The following is a 16,233-nucleotide window of genomic DNA, read 5'->3' as shown; positions in this document are numbered from 1 at the left end:
GAAAAGCCCCCGCCAGTCAGCCTGGCGGGGTAGTCTGGGAGGCTGGACCCGCTGTCAGCGGATCCAGGGGGATTTCAGCAGCTGCGCCGTATTGCGCCACACGTTGGTGGCACCGGCGGTATTGCGTTCGGCGTTGAGGATTTCGAGGGCCTTGCCCTCCAGCGACGAGGGCACCACGAGCAGCGTTGCTTGCAGGCCGAGCGGCCGGTCATAGTCGCCGAGCTGCCCCTCCAACGCGGCACGGGCGGCAGCGTAGTTAGCTGCTGTCAGTTCCTGTTTGGAGCCATAGGCCATCTGCCAGAACCCGAACCCGACCGCATCGCGGCAATCGACGCCGTAGATGAATTCCTTGCGCATGAACACGTTTTCGTTGTCCGGCTGATCCATGGAGACAAACTGCGCGGGCTGACGAGTCTGGTAGATCAGCGGCTTGAGCGCGCGGGAAACGTCCATCAGGAACCAGGGCGCGCCAGATCCACCGCCGCTGTTGCTGACGGTCACCGTCTCCCCTGCCGCATTGAGACGAGGATGATCCGTGTCGAAAAACGCCTGACCGTCATAGCACTCGGTGTCCCAGCCCTTGGCGAGCAGTCCGAAAATGTCCTCGTCCGGATGCGCAGCCGTCGCCCGGCCCATCTCCTCGAACATCGGTTTGTAGATGCCGATGTTGTCATCCTGGATATGCGTCTTCCGGACCGAGACTGTCAGCTCGTAATCCTCATTGTCGATTGCATATTTGTGTGCCGATGCCCGGTTGACGACGCGGTCTCCCAGCCACTTCCGCATGCTGGGGAACTGACCCAGCCAGCCGTAGTCATTGCTGGCCGTGGTGGACGGCACCTCGGTCGCGATCTGCGACCACTGGCTGGCGTGCATGCCGAGACCGGCCTGGAAATTCGCCTTGAACGCCACACCCAGCGTCCGGAGATTTTCACCATTAACGATCATCTTATGTCTCCTTCAGAGGCTCAGGCGATCTCGACCCAGACGCCAGCGGCATCCACGTCGATGATGCGGCCAGCCGCAGAGCGGGTGCTCGACCCGCTGGTTTTGGCCACCGTCTGGTCATCGACGATGTAGGCCGTGGCGCCGATGTCGGCCCGGGTGATCTCGTCGGCCGAGGCAGAGTTGGCGAACGCGAACACGCCCACCTCAGACGTGACGCGCACATCCCCGGCCGCGCCGCCCGTGTTGTTGACCCGGTCTGTGGCGACGCCACGAGCCTTGAGCGTCGTCGAGGTGGAGCCCGGCACCGCATTGCCTGCCGCATTGAGGCAGACCAGCGCACCGGTGTAGATCACCGCGTCAGCGGCGACCGGATCCGAGTGCGTGGTGAGTGCGCGGGAGCGGACCGCGCGGTCCTTCGTCATAGCAACCATGTCCGTGGTCCTCAGTCAGATTTGGCGGCGAGATAGGCCTCGGTGGTGAGACCCAGCATCTTGACGACAGCCTGCTCGTCGGCAGACAGCGCGGCCTGTTTCTGGCCATCCTCGCCGGTGATCGGCGCGCCGTTGATCGACGGGATCGCGGCGAGCGCGGCTTTGGTGCGCTCCGGATCGGCCGCCATCATCTGGATCCAGTTGTCACGGGCCGGTTTGATCGGCTTGCCCTCGGTGATCGCCGCATCAACGATGCGGGTTGCCTCGGCCGTCAGCGCTGCGGCCTGGGCGGTGGCACTCTCCAGTTTGAGCGTGGTCACCTGTGCCGTCACGGCCGCCAGCTGCGCCCGCAGCTCATTGGCCACGTCAGCGCTCATCGCGGCCTGCCCCTCGCCACCGGCGAGGCGGGCCCGAAGAGCCGCCATCAGCTCGTCATCGCTGGCCGTATCCGCCAGACCGAGCATCTCGATCATTTTTGCACGCCAATCCATTGAGGTGTCCTCGCTCATCATGAGGGTGGTGAGTTGATCCAGTGCCGGATCATTGGTCAGGGCCGCCCGCAGGATCTGCAGCACGCGGCCAGTGTCGTCGTAGGTGATCACCGGCGAGATGCCGCGATAGGCGCGGTCCGCCAGCAGAGCCCGTCCGGTTCCGGTCCACTCGACGCGGCCCCACACGCCATCGGCGCGCGCCTCCAGTTCGACGATCCAGCCGCGCGCCGGAGCCGTGCAGCCGCTCTTCTTGGTGATGTCGGTGGCGTGGTCCTGATCGACCGGCATGGGCAGGCGCGACAGGCTCGCTGCGACCAGGGCGGCAGGGTCTGCCACCGTGAACGGCCCGCGTCCGTCCTTCGCGCGGAACGTTCCGGACAGGCAGAGGTGGATCCAGTCCGGCACGGTGCCGCCAGCATCGCTGGCTGCAGCGGGCGCAAACTCGAAAAACAGGGCGGTGCGGTGATTGCGTTTCATGGGCTGATCATGCCGGGCAGAGGCGCGGCAGATCAGACTAGAGCGCTCTAGGGTGGATCATCCCGAAAATCGGCCACTGAGAGGCGGGAGAGGTATTCGGCCCCGATGGTAGGGGCGAGGCCTTAATGATGCCTCTTAGGCGCCTCTTACGCCTCTTAATCGCCGTCCGGAGTGCCTGTGCAGCCACCGGAGGGCGGGCGGGCCGTCCGGGCCCGATTGCGATGCAGGTTAGCGCGTGGCGCTGCCGCTGTCGAGAGCGCGCTCGATGACGCCTTCGGTCACGTCCAGGATCATCTCCTCATCCTCGGGTCCGATGCCCAGGAACGGCCGCGCCGGGAGGGTGACAGACCGCGCCATGACAAACTCGCCGCCGATCCGGAACGCGAGCGCGCGCTTTGCCTTGGGCAGGATGGTGCCACCAAACTGATGCACGGCGCCATATACCTTATTGGTGCCGACGCGCAGCTCGCCGGGCGCGGTGTCAAATGTGATCGAGGCCATCAAACCGCCGCGCATGCCGCTCTCACGCAATATGCCAGGGCCCCGTTTGGTGGCTGCATAGAGGGGATTGAGAGGTGCCCAGGGCTGCCCCTGCGGATCCGTGCCACTGGCGAACCGGTCGCGTGTAACCTCGACGAGGCCGGTGCCGATGGCCCGCAGCAGCGGCTGGTCATCGCTGAGGACCTGCGCTGCCCGCTCCAGTGCCTCTGCGGCGGGGCCGGTCTCGATTTTAACCTCGATCGATGTCATGCCGCATCCTTCCAGGCTTTGCCCGGGTTGTACTCAAAACCCGGATCGATGCCCGCAGGCACCATCCGCCGCTCGCCGGTGGCCGGGTCGAGATAGGGCACGCGGACAATCGGCGGTGCCTGATCCGGCCCCTGGCGCCCGCGCCGGGCAAGGCCACGGCGTGACAGAACCCGCACGCGGCAACCGCAGCCCCAGCCGTTGGGCGGGTAATGGGTGTCCCACCAGGGATCATCCGCCGCGAGGCAGAGGCCATCCCAGGCAAGATGATCCGGGCGGGGATCGCGCGCCCCCGAATGCACGTACTCCCAATACGGAAATGCAGCGAGCGTCTCCGGCTCGGTCATCTGCACATAGCGCCCGGCCGAATATGCGGTGGAGAGGTTGGTCTCGTAGATCACGCGGGCGCGCCAGCCGGGCTCCCCCACATGCTCCCAACCATGCCGCGTCACGATGTCGTCAAATGCGGTCCGGAACTCCTCCAGCGTCGTGCCATCGGTCAGGGCGCGGGTGATCTCCTCGCGGAAATCGGCGATCAGATCATCGCACATGGCTCCGGCGACAGAGAACGCCCGCGCATTGCTCCGGCCGTAATTGTCCTGCCACCGCGTGGTGGGCAGATTGGTTTTGCCGAGGAAAAATTCGATTGCCTCGCGGAACGGCAGTTTCAGGGCGTCGGCAATGCTGTCAGCCATCGGCCTCATCCTCTGCCCGCAGATCCTCCAGCACGGCAGCCCGCCCGGTCATCTGCGCCAGCTCGATCGCCCGGCCCATCGCCGCAGCAAACCCGCGCGGGTCTAGTTTGAGACGGGAGAGCCGGTCCTTCAGGTCGGCCATGTCCCTGGCGGCCATCACCTCGGCCCGGATCTGCCCGGTCAGCTCCCCCAGCGCCGGGCCCGCCTCGCGCGCCGCCCGTGCCGCCAGCGCCTCGGCAATCTCCTGCTCGGCTGCAACCGCTGCCATCCGCTCGACAAACACGCGATAGGGCCCCACCAGCATCGGATCGGTGCGCCCGGCTGCCGGACGGCCTGGACGGCCCTCACGGGCAAACAGCCCGGCCAGCGGATCGAGCGGCGCAGCCTGCACCCCGCCAATCGTCTCTGCGTCTTCCGCCGGCTCTTCGATGCCGAGGCGGTCATAAATCTGCGATGTCTCGACGCGCAGGCCCAATGGCGCCAAATCCTTGATCGCGGCCACCCACTCACCGATCGGCATTTCGTCCGGACGGCCGATCGAGACCACCGGGTAATCCTCCTGCGGCCCGAAATTGAGGGAGATAATCCAGGGCACGAGCTGCTCGGTGATCGAGGCTGACAGCAGCAGCGCGTCGGCACGCTCGATGTCACCGGCCACCTCTCTGTGCTCCTGGCTGACCGCGTGGCCGCCGGAGATGGCGTCCGTGGTAGTTGTCTGCCCGAGCACCAGTTTGGAGATCTGCTGATCCAGATAGGCGCTGCGGCGCTCCTGCACCTCCGGATTGGCCCCGGAGCCGAGGGCCGAAATAAACTCGACGCTCATGCCCTCCGGAATGATCGCGGCGAGATCACCGGCGATCATGCGCACCGCCTGCCACAGACGCTGCCGATCCTCCTCGCTGGAGTTCGGATCATATTTGCCGAGCCGGATCGGCTGGCCGTAGGCCCGCACAAACTGCGCCCAGTCGTGGTCGGTGAAGCGTTTCATCATCCAGCTCCACGCCGCCGCATAGGCGATGCCCGAGCGGATGAGGGAGCCTGATTTGTCCTTGTGGACATGCAGCAGATAGCGGTGCTGCGGCAGCGCCTCGTGCCCGCCGTTGACCCGCAGTCGCGGCGTGTCGCGGTCGATCATGTCCGCATCAAACCACCGCTGCGGCCGGTACAGCATCCGCTGCGGCCACACGTGTGCCGGTTTGCTCTCCCAGATGATTTCGTGCGCCGAGAAGCCCTTGCCCGCAGCATCCATAATGTCGAACAGGGAACGGCGCAGCGTGCCGCGCCGGATCCAGCGCCGGATAAAATCTGCATGCTCCTCATGCGCCGGGCTGTCGCTGGCCGCCTCCACAGTGATGGGCAGCTGCGCCACCGAGCGTTTGCGCACACCGAGAACGGCCCGGTAATGCGGGTCCCGCTCTTCCATCTCTTCCGCCAATTCCAGATAATCGGTCCATTGGCCTTCGACGGCCGCGCGCAGGATCGAGGCGAGCCGTCCGGGCGTCAGGCCCGCAGACGGGTTGCCGCCGATCGGATCGCGCACGCCGCCCACAGTCGGCCCGGAGCGCTCCGGTCCGCCGAGCTCGGCCGCAGGCATACGCTGCCCATCCGGCCCGGTGCGCGCCGGAGCTGCCGCCAGCCCTTCTGTCTGTCTGATGCGTGGCACTCTCACAGCAGTCCCTCCCGGTCGTTTTCGCGGCCATCACGTGAGTGATCCGGCCGCCAGAACCCGCCCGTCCCCGAGCCCCCTGGCAGCGCCGCTCCTGCCGACCCGGCCGGGCGGTAGTCGTATTCGGTCACATCCGCCTCCGAGGCCGCATTGGCGAGCACGGCAGCAATCGCGGTGTCACCATGGCGCTGGCCACCATCGGCGCCGCGTGTCGTGGCCTTGTCCGGCACCATCGGGATGCCGCGCACCAGGCGCAGCTGCCGCACGTCTGACACCACATCAGCATCGGCAGGCAGCAGGAATGTCTGCTCCTCAATGCGGGTTTTGAGTTTGGGGGTGTTGTCGAGATACCAGCTCTGGCTCAGCATCACCGCCTCGATACGCTGGCCATATTTCTGCTGTGCCACCTCGGCCAGATACTGGCCATTGCCGCGCGCATCATGTTTGCCCGCGTGGAACCTCGGCAGCCGGTCAACGACATAATACAGCAGCTGCTCTTGCTGCTTGAATGGCACATTGCGCAGCTCGATCGAGAACGGCACCCGCCGCACCAGGTCCTGCCCCTGCGCCACGGGCAGGAACACCGAAAGGTCACCGCTGCGGGCAAAGTCGAAGCCGTATGAATGCCGCAGCGTTTTATCCAGCGTCTTGAGCACCGGATCTGCATGCTCGCTCAGCCAGTCATTGACATAGGCGATGCGCTGCGCCTCTGGCAGCAGCTCGAACCCGGCCGGGCAGGTCAGCCGCAGCACCGGCGCCGCATGGGTTGCCGCCTCGATCTGCGCCGTGGTCAGATAGACGCCGGTGCCCATCGACGGGATGCAGTCCAGTTCCTCGTCGGCGGCAGAACCGTAGATGCGGCGGATCTGGTCGCGCCAGTCCGCCTCGGCCTGTGGCGACCAGGTCTTTCCGGTGACCAGACAGATCCGCTGATAGAGGCCCTGTTCGAGCGCATCATCAAACGTCACCCGCACCACGGCCCCCGGCCGTTTGCCGGACCGGATCTCGGTCAAGAGCTCGTTGAACGGGTTGTCAACGCCGTTGTGCGTCGAGATCACCAGCACACGCCCGCCCCAGATGAGCAGCGCCATGGCTGCCTTGAGCAGCTCGGCCGCGTCATCGTGAAACGCAAACTCGTCGAGGATCACAAACCCCTGGCGGCCACGCAGCGAGCGGGGCCGGGAGGACAGGGCGACAATCTCAAACCCGGAAGCAAAGCGGATCCGGAACGCCTGAATGTGCTTCTCCGCGCCCCCTGCGTCCTGTTCGGCAAACAAAAACTCGCCCACCTCGGAACAGGCCTGATTGAACGCCCGCGCCCACATCGCGCAGGTGTCGATAAACTCCCGCGCCATGTCGAGATTATAGCCGATATAGAGCGTGTCCATGCCGCCTGCGCTGCGCTCGGCGCCGGAGAACAGCACGGCAGCCGCGCCAATGCCCCAGGTGGCGCCGACACGTCTGGATTTATCGGTTGCCACCAGCGCATGACTGGAGACAGCCTGGAACAGCTCCTGCTGATAGGACAGCAGCACGCCATCGGCTGGCAGCCCGTCCAGCACTTTCGGAAATGCCTGCATGCTGGCGCGGCGGATGCGTTCCCAGTCATCGCGGGAGAGTGGCGCACTCATGATTTCACCCCGAGGATCTGCGCCTTGATCTGATCGACCATTTCGGCAGAGAGGCCCTGCCGCTGGCCGACCCGGTCAACGGCCTGCGCAGTTTTCGCCGCCAGCTCCGCCTGCAGTTTTTGCCTCCGGTCACTGGACATGCGCTGCGCCTGGATAGTCGCCAAAAATGCACGCGACAGCTCCATGGCGCCTTTTGGCGTCTGGTCCGGATCGTCCAGCAGTTCGAGGATCAGCGTTTTGATGACCTCACCGAGGACAATCGAATTCTCGTCGATGCTCTCCGGGGTGAACTGATCGGCGATCCCGGCAAACACGGCGCGGGCCTCGGAGATCCGGCGCGCTGCATGGGCAGTGCGGATGGACGCCCGCGAAAACGCAGACCGGCTGATCGGCTCGATGCCATGCACGGCCAGACGGTCATTAAGCTCAAACAGGATGTCGGCCTGTGTGCGCTCGCGTTTGTTGAGCTCACCCAGAGCCCAGATCACGTCATCGCGGCCCTCCTCGGGCACGAGATCGAGCGAGGACAGGCGCCCGCGTCCGGTGCTGCGGTCCGCGCTCATGGCTCAGCCCTCCGCGCTGGGGCGGCGCACGCCGTCCAGCACCAGCCGCCGCTGTGCATGATCGACGCCGCGCTGTGTCGCCGTCACAATCAGGGCAGAGGCCAGCTCGCGGACAGTCACCGCGCCGATAGTTTCCAGCCAGCGGATCTCGGCCCGGACGAAATCGCGGCCCCGGTCCACGGCAAAGGCTTTGGCAATGTCGGTCAGGATCGCGTCATTGTGCGTATATGCCGGCTCATCGGCCAGCGCCCGCAGGATGATCAGGCGCACGTGTTCACGCATGTGGGTGAGATAGTCACTCATTTTGTGCCTCCAGCCCGGATCATGAATTCTTCGATCCGCGCAACACCGGCCGCCGTTGCCCGCTGCGCGTCCCGCATGGCCTCGATCATCGCGCCCTGCCGCTCCACCTGCAGCGCCAGCTGGTGCATGGCCTCGCGCGTCGGCAGGTGCTCGGTTGCCGCCTCCAGCTGCGTCAGCCGGTGATCGGTCGTCTCCGCATGCTCGTCGATGCGTTTAGCCAGTTTCGAGATCGCGCCATTGATCTGTTCGGACTGCGCGCCAAACTCGGTTTTGGTGGCAAACTGCGTCCGCAGCCACAGCAGCGCCACAGCCAGCGCCACCGTCACCGGCCCGGTGATCAGCCACCAGTATTTCTGCGCGCTGGCGAGGAGGTCACTCATCCGCTTATTCCTCCACGTCATGCGGCCAGCGCACGCTGTCCACGATCACGCCATCAGCACGCGCCGCAAGGCAGGCGGCAGGCTCGTCAAACGGCTGATCCGGATCCGGACGCCAGGGCGGGCCGTAGTAGCCCACCACCGGCTGACCGAGATAGTCGAATTTCACCTCGGCATAGATCATCCCGCCCGGCAGCCAGTTGGCGGAAAAATCGGCATTGCAGGTGTCGAGATAGTTTTGAGCCTCAGCCAGTTTTCCGGCCGGAAACACGACGAGGCGGTTTGCATTGGACATCAGAGATCCCCGTGGTCAGAGGTTGCGGCGGGCGAGCGCCCATTTGAGCATTTCGGCTGCGGCGACATCGCCGAGCAGGCCGTTGACAAAGACGATGTAGGACATGGCACCCAGCCAGTGCTGCCCGCCCCCGACCAGGCCGCCGAACACCAGATTGGTGCCCGGATTGTTCCGCGTGATCACCGTCTGGGCGAGCGGGCTGGCATCGATCGCATAGCGCGTGAGGCTCTCTTCGCAGCGGATCCGCAGCACATGACGCGAGACAAAATCGATGCTGTCATAGCTCGGGCTGTTGGTCGTTGTGCCGCTGCCCACCGTGATCTGGTAGCGGTCCGCGCCAGCGGATGCGTTGCGGCGCTGCCGCGTGTCATTTGCAAAATTGCCGTTGCCGTAAACGATCGCAGCACGGATGGACGTATCTGTCGCAGCCCTGGCGTCCTGCTGCAGGATCGGCCAGATCTCCATCGGCGCGCTGCCGCTCGCAAACCAGCCTGAGGATGCAGCTGCCAGCATGTCGTCAATGCCATCAAAACCGATCCCCGGACCGCCGCCCATCGCTGTTGCCGACCACACCGGCTGCTGCTGCGTCGCGAGCTGCTGCACCGTGCGGCCGGTTTTGCGGCCGGTCCAGGCGCGCACCCGGTTGCCGGTGACGAGATCCAGCCCATGGGCCGGGTCCCACATCTCGGCCACCTCGGGCAGCAGCAGCGGCGAGAACGCAGTGCGTGGCCGGGCTGGCACGCTGTAGCCGGTGCGGTAGCCGTACATGGTCAGACCGCCGTAACCGCAGAGATCAGCTCGCCAGGCGCCACCAGCACGGCAACCTCCTCGCCATCGCCGATCCATTTCATGGACGGGCCGGACTGGGCCGCCGTGGGGTTGGCGCCCCAGGCGATGATGACCGCCCCGTCCAGAGCACGGGCGATGGCATAGACCGGGCCGCTGTCACCGGCAGGCACCACCGGCCGGGCCTCACCGGCCAGAGCCGTGCCGGTCACCGTCACCGGCGCCAGAGACGAGATCACGCGGCGGATCACATTCGCATGCGGCACCTCGGGGACGATGCCATCACCAAACTGCACAAATTCGAGACGCAGACGGGGCATAGTGGCTCCTATCGTTTCAGGACTTTGACGGCCTCAACCGCCTGCTTGCCCAGTTCCTTGACCGTGTGCCCGCCCATGTAGAGCGAGATAAACCAGCCGGTCAGCGTCATCAGAACGGCCGTGTCGATGCCCGGCAGGGCAAACACCGGCGCCAGGATGAGTGCCCAGATCCAGAACCCGGCGAGCAGATACATCCAGCCCCAGCGCCACGCCGCTGCAAGCCCACCCTCGGCCCGGTCACCCTCGGCAAGCGACTGCTGCAAGGTCAGGCCCTGCGCATAGACGGCCACCAGTTCCGGCACGTCACGATCCTCCGCCTCAAGAACTGCCGTCTGCAGCGTCTCATCGGACGCATTAGGCAGCGCCTCAACCGGCACCCCGGCCCGTTTGGCAACGGCATCAATGAATGTCCCGGCGAGCGTTCCAGCCAGCGGCCCGACATGGCGATCCAGCACAAACCGGACCATAGGTGCGCTAACATTGTAGGCGGCATTCAGCACAGCATTCAGGGCGAGAGACATCAGAAGCTCCTCAGAAATTCGGCCAGACGCGGGGCGCGGTGGTGAATACGGGCGGCGATCAGGTCGCGGTAGTGATAGGCGAGCCACAGGCCGTAGAGTGCGCAGCCAGCGAGCGCGACGCACCCACCGATCAGCAGCAGATCGGTTGAGAGGGCCGACCCATCGGGCAGGCTGTCGGGCGGGATCACCTGAGACGAGCCGCCCGCCACGGCCCCACCGGATGCGCCGGTGGCGGCTGCGGTGCTGCGGGCCTGCGCGTCGATCTCGCGCTGCATCGTCTCCAGCGTGGCCCGGCCGATGATGCCGTCCACCACCAGCCCCCGGTCACCCTGGAACTGCCTGACCGCGATCTGCTGGACGCGGGAGACATCAGAGCCGACCGGATAGCCCAGCCGCACCAGCAGCTCGCGCACACGGTCGCGGGTGCTGTCGTCAACGGCAATGGCCCAGACGGCAAAGGGTGTTTCAGCCGGCTGCACCTGCTGCGGCAGCAGCGGATAGTGCCCGTCGAAAATCATGTCTGCCTCGTCGCGGCGGCGGCGCTCCAGCCCGCGCAGAACGCGGCCTCCGGCGCGGACCCATGTCAGCAGCGAGGCACGGGCGCCCGAAAAATTGCCCGCGTTGAACCGCTGGGCCCAGGTGCAATCGTGGATGCGGCCGGTGTTGTAGTCGAACGAGACCGAGCCATCGAACGCGGCCTGCCGGTGCGGCACGCGGGTGGTGTCGAGGTGCCGGGCAACACGCGGCGCATAGTTGCGGGTGATGGCGAGATCCAGCAGGCGGCGCGCCTCCTCGCGGGTGATCGTCATGCCCGCGCGGGGTTTGACAACACCGCTCGCAGCCGTCAGGCCCGCGCCGATGGTCCAGACGCCTGCCGCGTCACGGTAGGCACGCAGCGGCTCGCCTTCGTGATGGATGAGGGTGGCGCGCCCGCGCTCGCTGATTGTGGTGGGGGTCGTCATGGTGATCCTGCGCATCGGTGCATCGGTTGATGCGTCGCAGGATGCCCGCTCATTACGGGACAGGTCAGGCTAGAGCCGTCTACCCTGTCTCCGGATCATCGCTGTGGCGGGGCTGATATGGCTCTGAGAGCCCGATGAGGCGGCTCCCAGCCGGAGCGGGTTAGAGCCCGCCGAACAGATCCAGCTGCGCGGCTGACAGGCCGTGGCGCCGTCTGATTTTACGCACCGTGTCCACGTGGCAGCCGGTGAGGGCCGCAATCTGCGGCACGCTCATGGCCTGCGCGTCATATTGCAACACGCGCCATTCGCGCGCCACCGGCACGATGATGCTTTCGCGCCCGAATGATTGCCCCAAAATGGTCGCCGCGTCCAGCCCCACGATTTTAGCAATCTCTGTCTGTGCGGTCGGCCGCTCCGGCACATAGACCGAGCGGCCGCCACGTGCCGTGACCAGCGCCAGCGTTGCATCAGTGCCGATCAGCTCGATCAGCCGGGAGAGGAGGCCGTCACTCATGCCACCCCCCGCGACTTGCGCGGCAGCGCCGTCACCACGGTAACGCAGGGCTGGCCCTCCTGTTGGCTGTCGCGCAGCACCAGGCGCACCCGTCCGGTCATCACAGCCACGGCAGAGCGCTCGGCGCCGCCCCGCACCAGCCCGGCAATGTGCGCCCGCACCCGCTCTACATCCACGCCCATTTCGCGCTGGATATATCGCAGCAGGGCCGTGTCGCTCACGACAACGTGGATCGCCCTCAGCTTCATTTGGCTGCCCTCCTGATCTGCCGCCCCAGCGCGCCGATCACCTCGTCATCGGCCGCGTCCGCCAGATCCTCCGGCAGGCTGGCGAGGCCCAGCAGTTCCAGCTGCCGCTCAATCACAGCCCCGCGCCGGTCATCCGCAGAGCGGCTGGTGAGTTTGATATGGCCCTCGCGCTCGATCCATTTTTTCAGCGCCTCAATGGCGCGGGCTGCGTCATACGGATCGTTGAGCCAGGCCGTGTGCGAGAGGCCCGTCTGGCGCTCGACAAACGAGATCAGCGCGCTGTCGCGGCTGTCGCGGATGATTCCGAGATTGTAGCCGGTGAGCCACAGCGCCCGCAGGATGCCCGCATAGCGCCCGGACACCCGGTCCGCCCGCAGGCTGCGGCGGGGCCCGGCGCTGGCCGCGCCCTGCCGGTCCATCTCCGCAATCACCTGCAGCCGCTGCTGCTCGGTCATATCCCCGGCCGAGCGCACGCCGGTGATCCGCGCCAGCAGGTCGCGGTAGGTGTCATCATCGAGACCGAGGCCCTTTTTCTTGACGTGGATGACGGCGAGGAGGTTGCTCATGCTGCACCTGCCTGCCGGGCCTGCGCCCGCTTTTCCTGCCGCCGTTCGTGCCGTGTGGGGGCATAGAGCTCCTGCCAGGCGATTGAGTTCGCCCGCCGCAGCTCCTCGGTGATCGCCCCGGCGCGCCTCGCCTTGGCATAGCGTGACATGGCGATTTTCAGCGCGCAGCCGGAGCTCGTCTCATCACAGTCCGGCAGGGTGCAGCTGAGGCACGGGTGTCCTTCGCGGGATTTGGTCATCGTGCAACCTCCTCGCGGGACCGCCGCGCGATGTTCTCGACGATCTCCTCCTGAAACCGGCGTGCGAGGATCTCGACGGCACCGGCGAAAATCTGCTTCCGCGCTGTGTCCGGCTGGGCGCTCGCCACCCGTGCCAGCCGTTTGGCCAGCAGGATCGTGAGGATGCCGAGCTCATCGACCGGGCTCTCGATCATGGCTGCGGCCCGCACGGCCAGCATTGCCCGGTCACAGATCAGATCCTCAGTCTCAGTCTCAGTAGTCTTCCCACCAGTAGGGTTGCTGTGTGCCGTGATGTCCATCTGCCGTCTCCTGTTCCGTTGCCTGGGCCGCGATCTGCGCCGCCTGGCGCTCCATCTCAGCCCGCATCAGTTGCGTGGTGATCTCTGTCAGCTGCCGCCGCAGCTCCGGCATCCGGTGCAGCCGCCAGCGGTGCCGGTCCGCCAGCTCCAGCAGCTTGCCGCGCTGCCGCCGCAGCTCCTCCGCCCCGGCGGCCTCACTCTGAGGATCGTCGAGGCGGGCCATCTCACTGCCCTCCGATCTGCAGCGCAGGCCCGTCAGTCCGGACCCCGTGATTGAGCGGCACAGCATCACCTGCCATCACCCCGGCCCCGACTGCGGCCGTGTTGCGGATTTTCCGGTCTCGGATTGCCACAGACGCACCGCCACCACTGGCCGCGTCACGGGCCGCTACAGCCCGCGTCCGCGCCTCTTCGCTGATGCTGTCCTCAAACATTTCACGGATCCGCATAGCCAGGCGCATTGCCATGCCAGTGCGGAAACCTTCCAGCGCCGAGCGGCGGGTAGAGGACTTCCGCAGCCGCTGATAGGCACCAGACGCCATGTAGCCGCGTTCGGCTGTTTTCATGGCGCGGCGGCAGATGTCGCTGAGATAGGTAGCAATCTCCGGCCCCGCGCCCTCGCCGTAAAACACGAGAGCGGCCTCGTCCTTGTCATGCAGGACTGCACAGTTCGTGCAGCGGGCAATGATGAGCCACAGCCGGGTGATATGACTGCGCACCCCGTGACGCGGCCGGAACTCTGCCTGCTCCATTTCCACCTCGGCCTCGCTCACGCCGATGCTGCGCATCAACTGAGCCGCCTTTTCGGCCGCCGCCATCGCCTCGGCCTCGGTGCAGCCACGCCCCACGGTCATCTGCCGCAGAGCGCGGATCCGGGCCATGATCGTTTCACGATCCATCCCCGCCTCCTCAAACGCTGGCGATGTCGAGGGACACCGGCACGCGGTCCTCGTCACTGGAGCCGCGACGGTAGACCCGCACATACGTTCTGGTGCCGGTGACGCGCACCGCATCGGAGATCGCATCCATGGCGCGCTGCCAGTCCGGATCTTCGATCGACAGCCGCCGCAGGCCGAGCACGCGGCCCGTCGAGATCTGCCCCTGCTTGTCCACCTGGAACGCCTGATCGATCAGCGCCCGCAGGTTCGCATTCGCGCCCTCGCTCCAGCGATGGATGCAGCTGTCGATCAGTGCCTTTGCCGCCTCCAGCTCCGCCCCGAATGTGATGTTTTCGGCGACAGCCACCACCACCTGGGCCGATCCGTCAAACCGGCTCAGCGTCACGTTGCCCTTCCGCCCGCCGCGCTTGGCACCGTATTTCTCGGCCACCAGATCGCGGAACGCCTGCACGTCGCCCAAGGCGCGGGCCTTGAATGCGGCGAGACGCCGGTGCAACTCCTCCGCCTCCGCCACCAGCTCGCGCACCAGCGCATCCTCCTCCTGGTGCTCGGGCTTGACTGCGCTGAGCGGGATCAGCGCGCCTTTGGCGTCCTGCCAGTAGCCCTGCGGGATCTCATCAACCTGTGTCATGATCTCTTCCTTTCGAGCGCCGAACGCCCCGGCGCGGGATCGCCCATCAGGGCGGCTGTGTTGTCGCGGGCGGTCATTGCCGCCAGCTCGTCAATGTCAGGGCGCACCCGGTAGGGCCGCAGCACGGGCGTACCCGGCACCGGCACCTCCACCGGCTCCTCGCGCCGGGGCTCCGCCAGCAGCGGCTGGATCCACATCTCTGCCCGGATCAGGCTGCGGGCAGCGCCCACCTGCCGCACCACCTCCAGCCGGGGCCGGTTGAGGCGCAGCGCAATGTCCGTGTAGTCCTCACCCATGGCCCTGAGGCCAATGGCGCGGGCCAGCTCGTCGAAGGTCCAGCCGCGCGTGCTCATGCTGCATCACCTCCGGTCGAGGGCTGCGGCCGGTGGCGCGGTGCAAACGGCACCACGTTGGTGCCCGGCAGCATCACCGGATCCGGCAGGCTGCGGAGAGGGCCTGCCTGCTGCTCCAGCTGACCAGCCCACCGGACGAAGCATTCCAAGGCCGCAGACAGATCGTCGATCAGCTCGGCACGGATCAGCAGGGCGCCATCGGCCCGCACGTTGCTGATGAGGATGGTTCGCAGCGTGTCCAAATGCTGGCTCAAATTGTCAGAGAGCTTCGACATGCTCGCCTCCACGGTTCGCCCAGGCGGCGGTGATGTCCGCGCCGGTGATGCTGCGGCCATTGCCAGCCGCGAGGATGTTGGCCATCAGCAGCGTCTCGCGGATCTGGCCGAGGGCGCCGGGCTTCTTGCCGATGACCCGCAACAGCTTGATCACCTCACGGTCGGTCACACCCCAACCGGCCAGATAGGTGTCGATATCCTCAGGCAGCGGGCGCAGACGGCGCAGGCGGGCTCCAATGCGGCGGTGCAACTGGCCGTATCCCTCCTTCGGGGTCGCCCGGCCCCAGCGGGTCTGCACGTCCTCATTGCCCAGCAGGGCGATGCCGCAGCCATATTCGTCGAGGTAGTGCCGCAGTTCATCGACCGCAGCGTCTGAGAGGTTCTGCGCCTCATCGACCATGATCAGCGTGTGCCGCCCGTTGCGCCGCAATTTGTCGCCGATGGCGCGGGTCAGTTTGGCCGGGTTGCGCTCGGTGACACCCAGCGTCTGGGCGATCTCGCTCATCATGCTGTGGATGCCGCTCGTCGAGGGCCGCATCACGATGCGGTATGCGTGCGGGTTCTGCGCCTGAAAATACCGGGTGCAGGCGGATTTCCCCATGCCGGACCCGACCGTGATCAGCGTGATGCCGGGTGCGGATTTTGCCCACTGCAACAGGTTCAGGATCTCGACCGCCGTAGGCGTCTCGACAAAGTCGGGCTCCGCCAGCGCCAGATTGATCACCCGGCGCTCGCCCTCACGCGAACCAATCCACCGCTGCACCCGCAATGCCAGGGCCGCGTTGTCGCCAGCGTATTTTCCCGAAAGCCACGGTGTGAACGTCCCGTAGGGGATATCCGCCCCCCGAGCCACGTCCGCCTGGCTCAGGCCCTCGGTCTGCATGATCGTCCGCACAGCTGCGCGGATTTCCTCGACCTGCGAGTCCGAAAGCGCCTCTTTAACCGCATTAACTGCCATGTTATGCTACTCCTGTTTTGACGTTGACTGAGCGGGTG

General features: G+C 66.2%; 26 protein-coding genes. All 26 read right to left on the bottom strand.

Annotation, left to right across the window (positions count from 1 at the left end; translation table 11 throughout):
• Window positions 1-54: 54 nt before the first annotated feature.
• The 26 genes from V6L75_RS15620 to V6L75_RS15495 all read right to left on the bottom strand — a co-directional run bounded on the left by V6L75_RS15620 (window position 55) and on the right by V6L75_RS15495 (window position 16,195).
• Window positions 55-948: a Mu-like prophage major head subunit gpT family protein gene (locus tag V6L75_RS15620; RefSeq protein ID WP_334252414.1), complete on the bottom strand. Its 894-nt coding sequence runs from the start codon at window positions 946-948 to the stop codon at window positions 55-57.
• A 20-nt stretch (window positions 949-968) separates the two neighbouring features.
• Entirely contained in the window at window positions 969-1,379 is a 411-nt protein-coding gene (locus V6L75_RS15615; RefSeq protein ID WP_334252413.1) for a hypothetical protein, read from the bottom strand.
• Between the two features lie 11 nt (window positions 1,380-1,390).
• A complete protein-coding gene (locus tag V6L75_RS15610; protein ID WP_334252412.1) occupies window positions 1,391-2,347 on the bottom strand; it encodes a phage protease in 957 nt (318 codons plus the stop codon).
• Window positions 2,348-2,575: 228 nt separating this feature from the next.
• Complete coding sequence (locus V6L75_RS15605) at window positions 2,576-3,097, bottom strand: phage virion morphogenesis protein (RefSeq protein ID WP_334252411.1); 522 nt, start codon at window positions 3,095-3,097, stop codon at window positions 2,576-2,578.
• Window positions 3,094-3,789, bottom strand: coding sequence for a phage head morphogenesis protein (locus V6L75_RS15600; RefSeq protein WP_334252410.1), 696 nt, complete (start codon window positions 3,787-3,789; stop codon window positions 3,094-3,096). Before V6L75_RS15600 ends, V6L75_RS15605 begins: the two co-directional genes overlap by 4 nt.
• Window positions 3,782-5,452, bottom strand: a complete 1,671-nt coding sequence (locus tag V6L75_RS15595) for a DUF935 domain-containing protein (RefSeq protein WP_334252409.1) — start codon at window positions 5,450-5,452, stop codon at window positions 3,782-3,784. The genes V6L75_RS15600 and V6L75_RS15595 overlap by 8 nt, the downstream gene beginning before the upstream one ends.
• Window positions 5,453-5,454: 2 nt before the next feature.
• Window positions 5,455-7,086 carry a terminase large subunit domain-containing protein gene (locus V6L75_RS15590; protein ID WP_334252408.1) on the bottom strand — a complete coding sequence of 544 codons (1,632 nt, stop codon included), beginning with the start codon at window positions 7,084-7,086 and terminating at the stop codon, window positions 5,455-5,457.
• Complete coding sequence (locus V6L75_RS15585) at window positions 7,083-7,649, bottom strand: DUF3486 family protein (protein ID WP_334252407.1); 567 nt, start codon at window positions 7,647-7,649, stop codon at window positions 7,083-7,085. The genes V6L75_RS15590 and V6L75_RS15585 overlap by 4 nt, the downstream gene beginning before the upstream one ends.
• Before the next feature lie 3 nt (window positions 7,650-7,652).
• A complete protein-coding gene (locus V6L75_RS15580; RefSeq protein ID WP_334252406.1) occupies window positions 7,653-7,952 on the bottom strand; it encodes a VpaChn25_0724 family phage protein in 300 nt (99 codons plus the stop codon).
• A complete protein-coding gene (locus V6L75_RS15575; RefSeq protein ID WP_334252405.1) occupies window positions 7,949-8,332 on the bottom strand; it encodes a DUF2730 family protein in 384 nt (127 codons plus the stop codon). The genes V6L75_RS15580 and V6L75_RS15575 overlap by 4 nt, the downstream gene beginning before the upstream one ends.
• 4 nt (window positions 8,333-8,336) lie before the next feature.
• Window positions 8,337-8,624, bottom strand: coding sequence for a hypothetical protein (locus V6L75_RS15570; RefSeq protein ID WP_334252404.1), 288 nt, complete (start codon window positions 8,622-8,624; stop codon window positions 8,337-8,339).
• Between the two features lie 15 nt (window positions 8,625-8,639).
• Window positions 8,640-9,392, bottom strand: coding sequence for a hypothetical protein (locus V6L75_RS15565; protein ID WP_334252403.1), 753 nt, complete (start codon window positions 9,390-9,392; stop codon window positions 8,640-8,642).
• A gap of 2 nt (window positions 9,393-9,394) precedes the next feature.
• Window positions 9,395-9,730, bottom strand: a complete 336-nt coding sequence (locus tag V6L75_RS15560) for a hypothetical protein (protein ID WP_334252402.1) — start codon at window positions 9,728-9,730, stop codon at window positions 9,395-9,397.
• Window positions 9,731-9,738: 8 nt separating this feature from the next.
• Complete coding sequence (locus V6L75_RS15555; RefSeq protein ID WP_334252401.1) at window positions 9,739-10,251, bottom strand: hypothetical protein; 513 nt, start codon at window positions 10,249-10,251, stop codon at window positions 9,739-9,741.
• Window positions 10,251-11,213: a glycoside hydrolase family protein gene (locus tag V6L75_RS15550; protein ID WP_334252400.1), complete on the bottom strand. Its 963-nt coding sequence runs from the start codon at window positions 11,211-11,213 to the stop codon at window positions 10,251-10,253. Before V6L75_RS15550 ends, V6L75_RS15555 begins: the two co-directional genes overlap by 1 nt.
• A gap of 160 nt (window positions 11,214-11,373) precedes the next feature.
• Window positions 11,374-11,727 (bottom strand): helix-turn-helix domain-containing protein, encoded by a 354-nt coding sequence (locus tag V6L75_RS15545; protein WP_334252399.1) that lies wholly within the window; start codon window positions 11,725-11,727, stop codon window positions 11,374-11,376.
• Complete coding sequence (locus tag V6L75_RS15540) at window positions 11,724-11,975, bottom strand: hypothetical protein (protein WP_334252398.1); 252 nt, start codon at window positions 11,973-11,975, stop codon at window positions 11,724-11,726. The genes V6L75_RS15545 and V6L75_RS15540 overlap by 4 nt, the downstream gene beginning before the upstream one ends.
• Window positions 11,972-12,541 carry a regulatory protein GemA gene (locus V6L75_RS15535; protein ID WP_334252397.1) on the bottom strand — a complete coding sequence of 190 codons (570 nt, stop codon included), beginning with the start codon at window positions 12,539-12,541 and terminating at the stop codon, window positions 11,972-11,974. The genes V6L75_RS15540 and V6L75_RS15535 overlap by 4 nt, the downstream gene beginning before the upstream one ends.
• Window positions 12,538-12,780, bottom strand: coding sequence for a hypothetical protein (locus V6L75_RS15530; protein WP_334252396.1), 243 nt, complete (start codon window positions 12,778-12,780; stop codon window positions 12,538-12,540). Before V6L75_RS15530 ends, V6L75_RS15535 begins: the two co-directional genes overlap by 4 nt.
• Window positions 12,777-13,079, bottom strand: coding sequence for a hypothetical protein (locus V6L75_RS15525; RefSeq protein WP_334252395.1), 303 nt, complete (start codon window positions 13,077-13,079; stop codon window positions 12,777-12,779). Before V6L75_RS15525 ends, V6L75_RS15530 begins: the two co-directional genes overlap by 4 nt.
• Window positions 13,033-13,302 (bottom strand): hypothetical protein, encoded by a 270-nt coding sequence (locus V6L75_RS15520; protein WP_334252394.1) that lies wholly within the window; start codon window positions 13,300-13,302, stop codon window positions 13,033-13,035. The genes V6L75_RS15525 and V6L75_RS15520 overlap by 47 nt, the downstream gene beginning before the upstream one ends.
• Before the next feature lies 1 nt (window position 13,303).
• Window positions 13,304-13,978 (bottom strand): DUF7168 domain-containing protein, encoded by a 675-nt coding sequence (locus V6L75_RS15515; protein WP_334252393.1) that lies wholly within the window; start codon window positions 13,976-13,978, stop codon window positions 13,304-13,306.
• A gap of 10 nt (window positions 13,979-13,988) precedes the next feature.
• Window positions 13,989-14,609, bottom strand: coding sequence for a DUF3164 family protein (locus V6L75_RS15510; protein ID WP_334252392.1), 621 nt, complete (start codon window positions 14,607-14,609; stop codon window positions 13,989-13,991).
• Window positions 14,606-14,962 carry a hypothetical protein gene (locus V6L75_RS15505; protein ID WP_334252391.1) on the bottom strand — a complete coding sequence of 119 codons (357 nt, stop codon included), beginning with the start codon at window positions 14,960-14,962 and terminating at the stop codon, window positions 14,606-14,608. The genes V6L75_RS15510 and V6L75_RS15505 overlap by 4 nt, the downstream gene beginning before the upstream one ends.
• Entirely contained in the window at window positions 14,959-15,237 is a 279-nt protein-coding gene (locus V6L75_RS15500) for a hypothetical protein (RefSeq protein WP_334252390.1), read from the bottom strand. Before V6L75_RS15500 ends, V6L75_RS15505 begins: the two co-directional genes overlap by 4 nt.
• Window positions 15,221-16,195 carry an AAA family ATPase gene (locus V6L75_RS15495; protein ID WP_334252389.1) on the bottom strand — a complete coding sequence of 325 codons (975 nt, stop codon included), beginning with the start codon at window positions 16,193-16,195 and terminating at the stop codon, window positions 15,221-15,223. The genes V6L75_RS15500 and V6L75_RS15495 overlap by 17 nt, the downstream gene beginning before the upstream one ends.
• Window positions 16,196-16,233: the final 38 nt, after the last annotated feature.

The organism is Pannonibacter anstelovis, assembly GCF_036881715.1.
In the GTDB taxonomy this organism is placed as follows: Bacteria; Pseudomonadota; Alphaproteobacteria; order Rhizobiales; family Stappiaceae; genus Pannonibacter; species Pannonibacter anstelovis.
This window is presented reverse-complemented; position numbering and strand designations above follow the sequence as displayed.

Bases quoted from the DNA above. Each gene is read 5' to 3' on its own strand.
- V6L75_RS15620 (WP_334252414.1), bottom strand. From the start codon at position 948: ATGATCGTTAATGGTGAAAATCTCCGGACGCTGGGTGTGGCGTTCAAG.
- V6L75_RS15615 (WP_334252413.1), bottom strand. From the start codon at position 1,379: ATGGTTGCTATGACGAAGGACCGCGCGGTCCGCTCCCGCGCACTCACC.
- V6L75_RS15610 (WP_334252412.1), bottom strand. From the start codon at position 2,347: ATGAAACGCAATCACCGCACCGCCCTGTTTTTCGAGTTTGCGCCCGCT.
- V6L75_RS15605 (WP_334252411.1), bottom strand. From the start codon at position 3,097: ATGACATCGATCGAGGTTAAAATCGAGACCGGCCCCGCCGCAGAGGCA.
- V6L75_RS15600 (WP_334252410.1), bottom strand. From the start codon at position 3,789: ATGGCTGACAGCATTGCCGACGCCCTGAAACTGCCGTTCCGCGAGGCA.
- V6L75_RS15590 (WP_334252408.1), bottom strand. From the start codon at position 7,086: ATGAGTGCGCCACTCTCCCGCGATGACTGGGAACGCATCCGCCGCGCC.
- V6L75_RS15585 (WP_334252407.1), bottom strand. From the start codon at position 7,649: ATGAGCGCGGACCGCAGCACCGGACGCGGGCGCCTGTCCTCGCTCGAT.
- V6L75_RS15580 (WP_334252406.1), bottom strand. From the start codon at position 7,952: ATGAGTGACTATCTCACCCACATGCGTGAACACGTGCGCCTGATCATC.
- V6L75_RS15575 (WP_334252405.1), bottom strand. From the start codon at position 8,332: ATGAGTGACCTCCTCGCCAGCGCGCAGAAATACTGGTGGCTGATCACC.
- V6L75_RS15570 (WP_334252404.1), bottom strand. From the start codon at position 8,624: ATGTCCAATGCAAACCGCCTCGTCGTGTTTCCGGCCGGAAAACTGGCT.
- V6L75_RS15565 (WP_334252403.1), bottom strand. From the start codon at position 9,392: ATGTACGGCTACCGCACCGGCTACAGCGTGCCAGCCCGGCCACGCACT.
- V6L75_RS15560 (WP_334252402.1), bottom strand. From the start codon at position 9,730: ATGCCCCGTCTGCGTCTCGAATTTGTGCAGTTTGGTGATGGCATCGTC.
- V6L75_RS15555 (WP_334252401.1), bottom strand. From the start codon at position 10,251: ATGTCTCTCGCCCTGAATGCTGTGCTGAATGCCGCCTACAATGTTAGC.
- V6L75_RS15550 (WP_334252400.1), bottom strand. From the start codon at position 11,213: ATGACGACCCCCACCACAATCAGCGAGCGCGGGCGCGCCACCCTCATC.
- V6L75_RS15545 (WP_334252399.1), bottom strand. From the start codon at position 11,727: ATGAGTGACGGCCTCCTCTCCCGGCTGATCGAGCTGATCGGCACTGAT.
- V6L75_RS15540 (WP_334252398.1), bottom strand. From the start codon at position 11,975: ATGAAGCTGAGGGCGATCCACGTTGTCGTGAGCGACACGGCCCTGCTG.
- V6L75_RS15535 (WP_334252397.1), bottom strand. From the start codon at position 12,541: ATGAGCAACCTCCTCGCCGTCATCCACGTCAAGAAAAAGGGCCTCGGT.
- V6L75_RS15530 (WP_334252396.1), bottom strand. From the start codon at position 12,780: ATGACCAAATCCCGCGAAGGACACCCGTGCCTCAGCTGCACCCTGCCG.
- V6L75_RS15525 (WP_334252395.1), bottom strand. From the start codon at position 13,079: ATGGACATCACGGCACACAGCAACCCTACTGGTGGGAAGACTACTGAG.
- V6L75_RS15520 (WP_334252394.1), bottom strand. From the start codon at position 13,302: ATGGCCCGCCTCGACGATCCTCAGAGTGAGGCCGCCGGGGCGGAGGAG.
- V6L75_RS15515 (WP_334252393.1), bottom strand. From the start codon at position 13,978: ATGGATCGTGAAACGATCATGGCCCGGATCCGCGCTCTGCGGCAGATG.
- V6L75_RS15510 (WP_334252392.1), bottom strand. From the start codon at position 14,609: ATGACACAGGTTGATGAGATCCCGCAGGGCTACTGGCAGGACGCCAAA.
- V6L75_RS15505 (WP_334252391.1), bottom strand. From the start codon at position 14,962: ATGAGCACGCGCGGCTGGACCTTCGACGAGCTGGCCCGCGCCATTGGC.
- V6L75_RS15500 (WP_334252390.1), bottom strand. From the start codon at position 15,237: ATGTCGAAGCTCTCTGACAATTTGAGCCAGCATTTGGACACGCTGCGA.
- V6L75_RS15495 (WP_334252389.1), bottom strand. From the start codon at position 16,195: ATGGCAGTTAATGCGGTTAAAGAGGCGCTTTCGGACTCGCAGGTCGAG.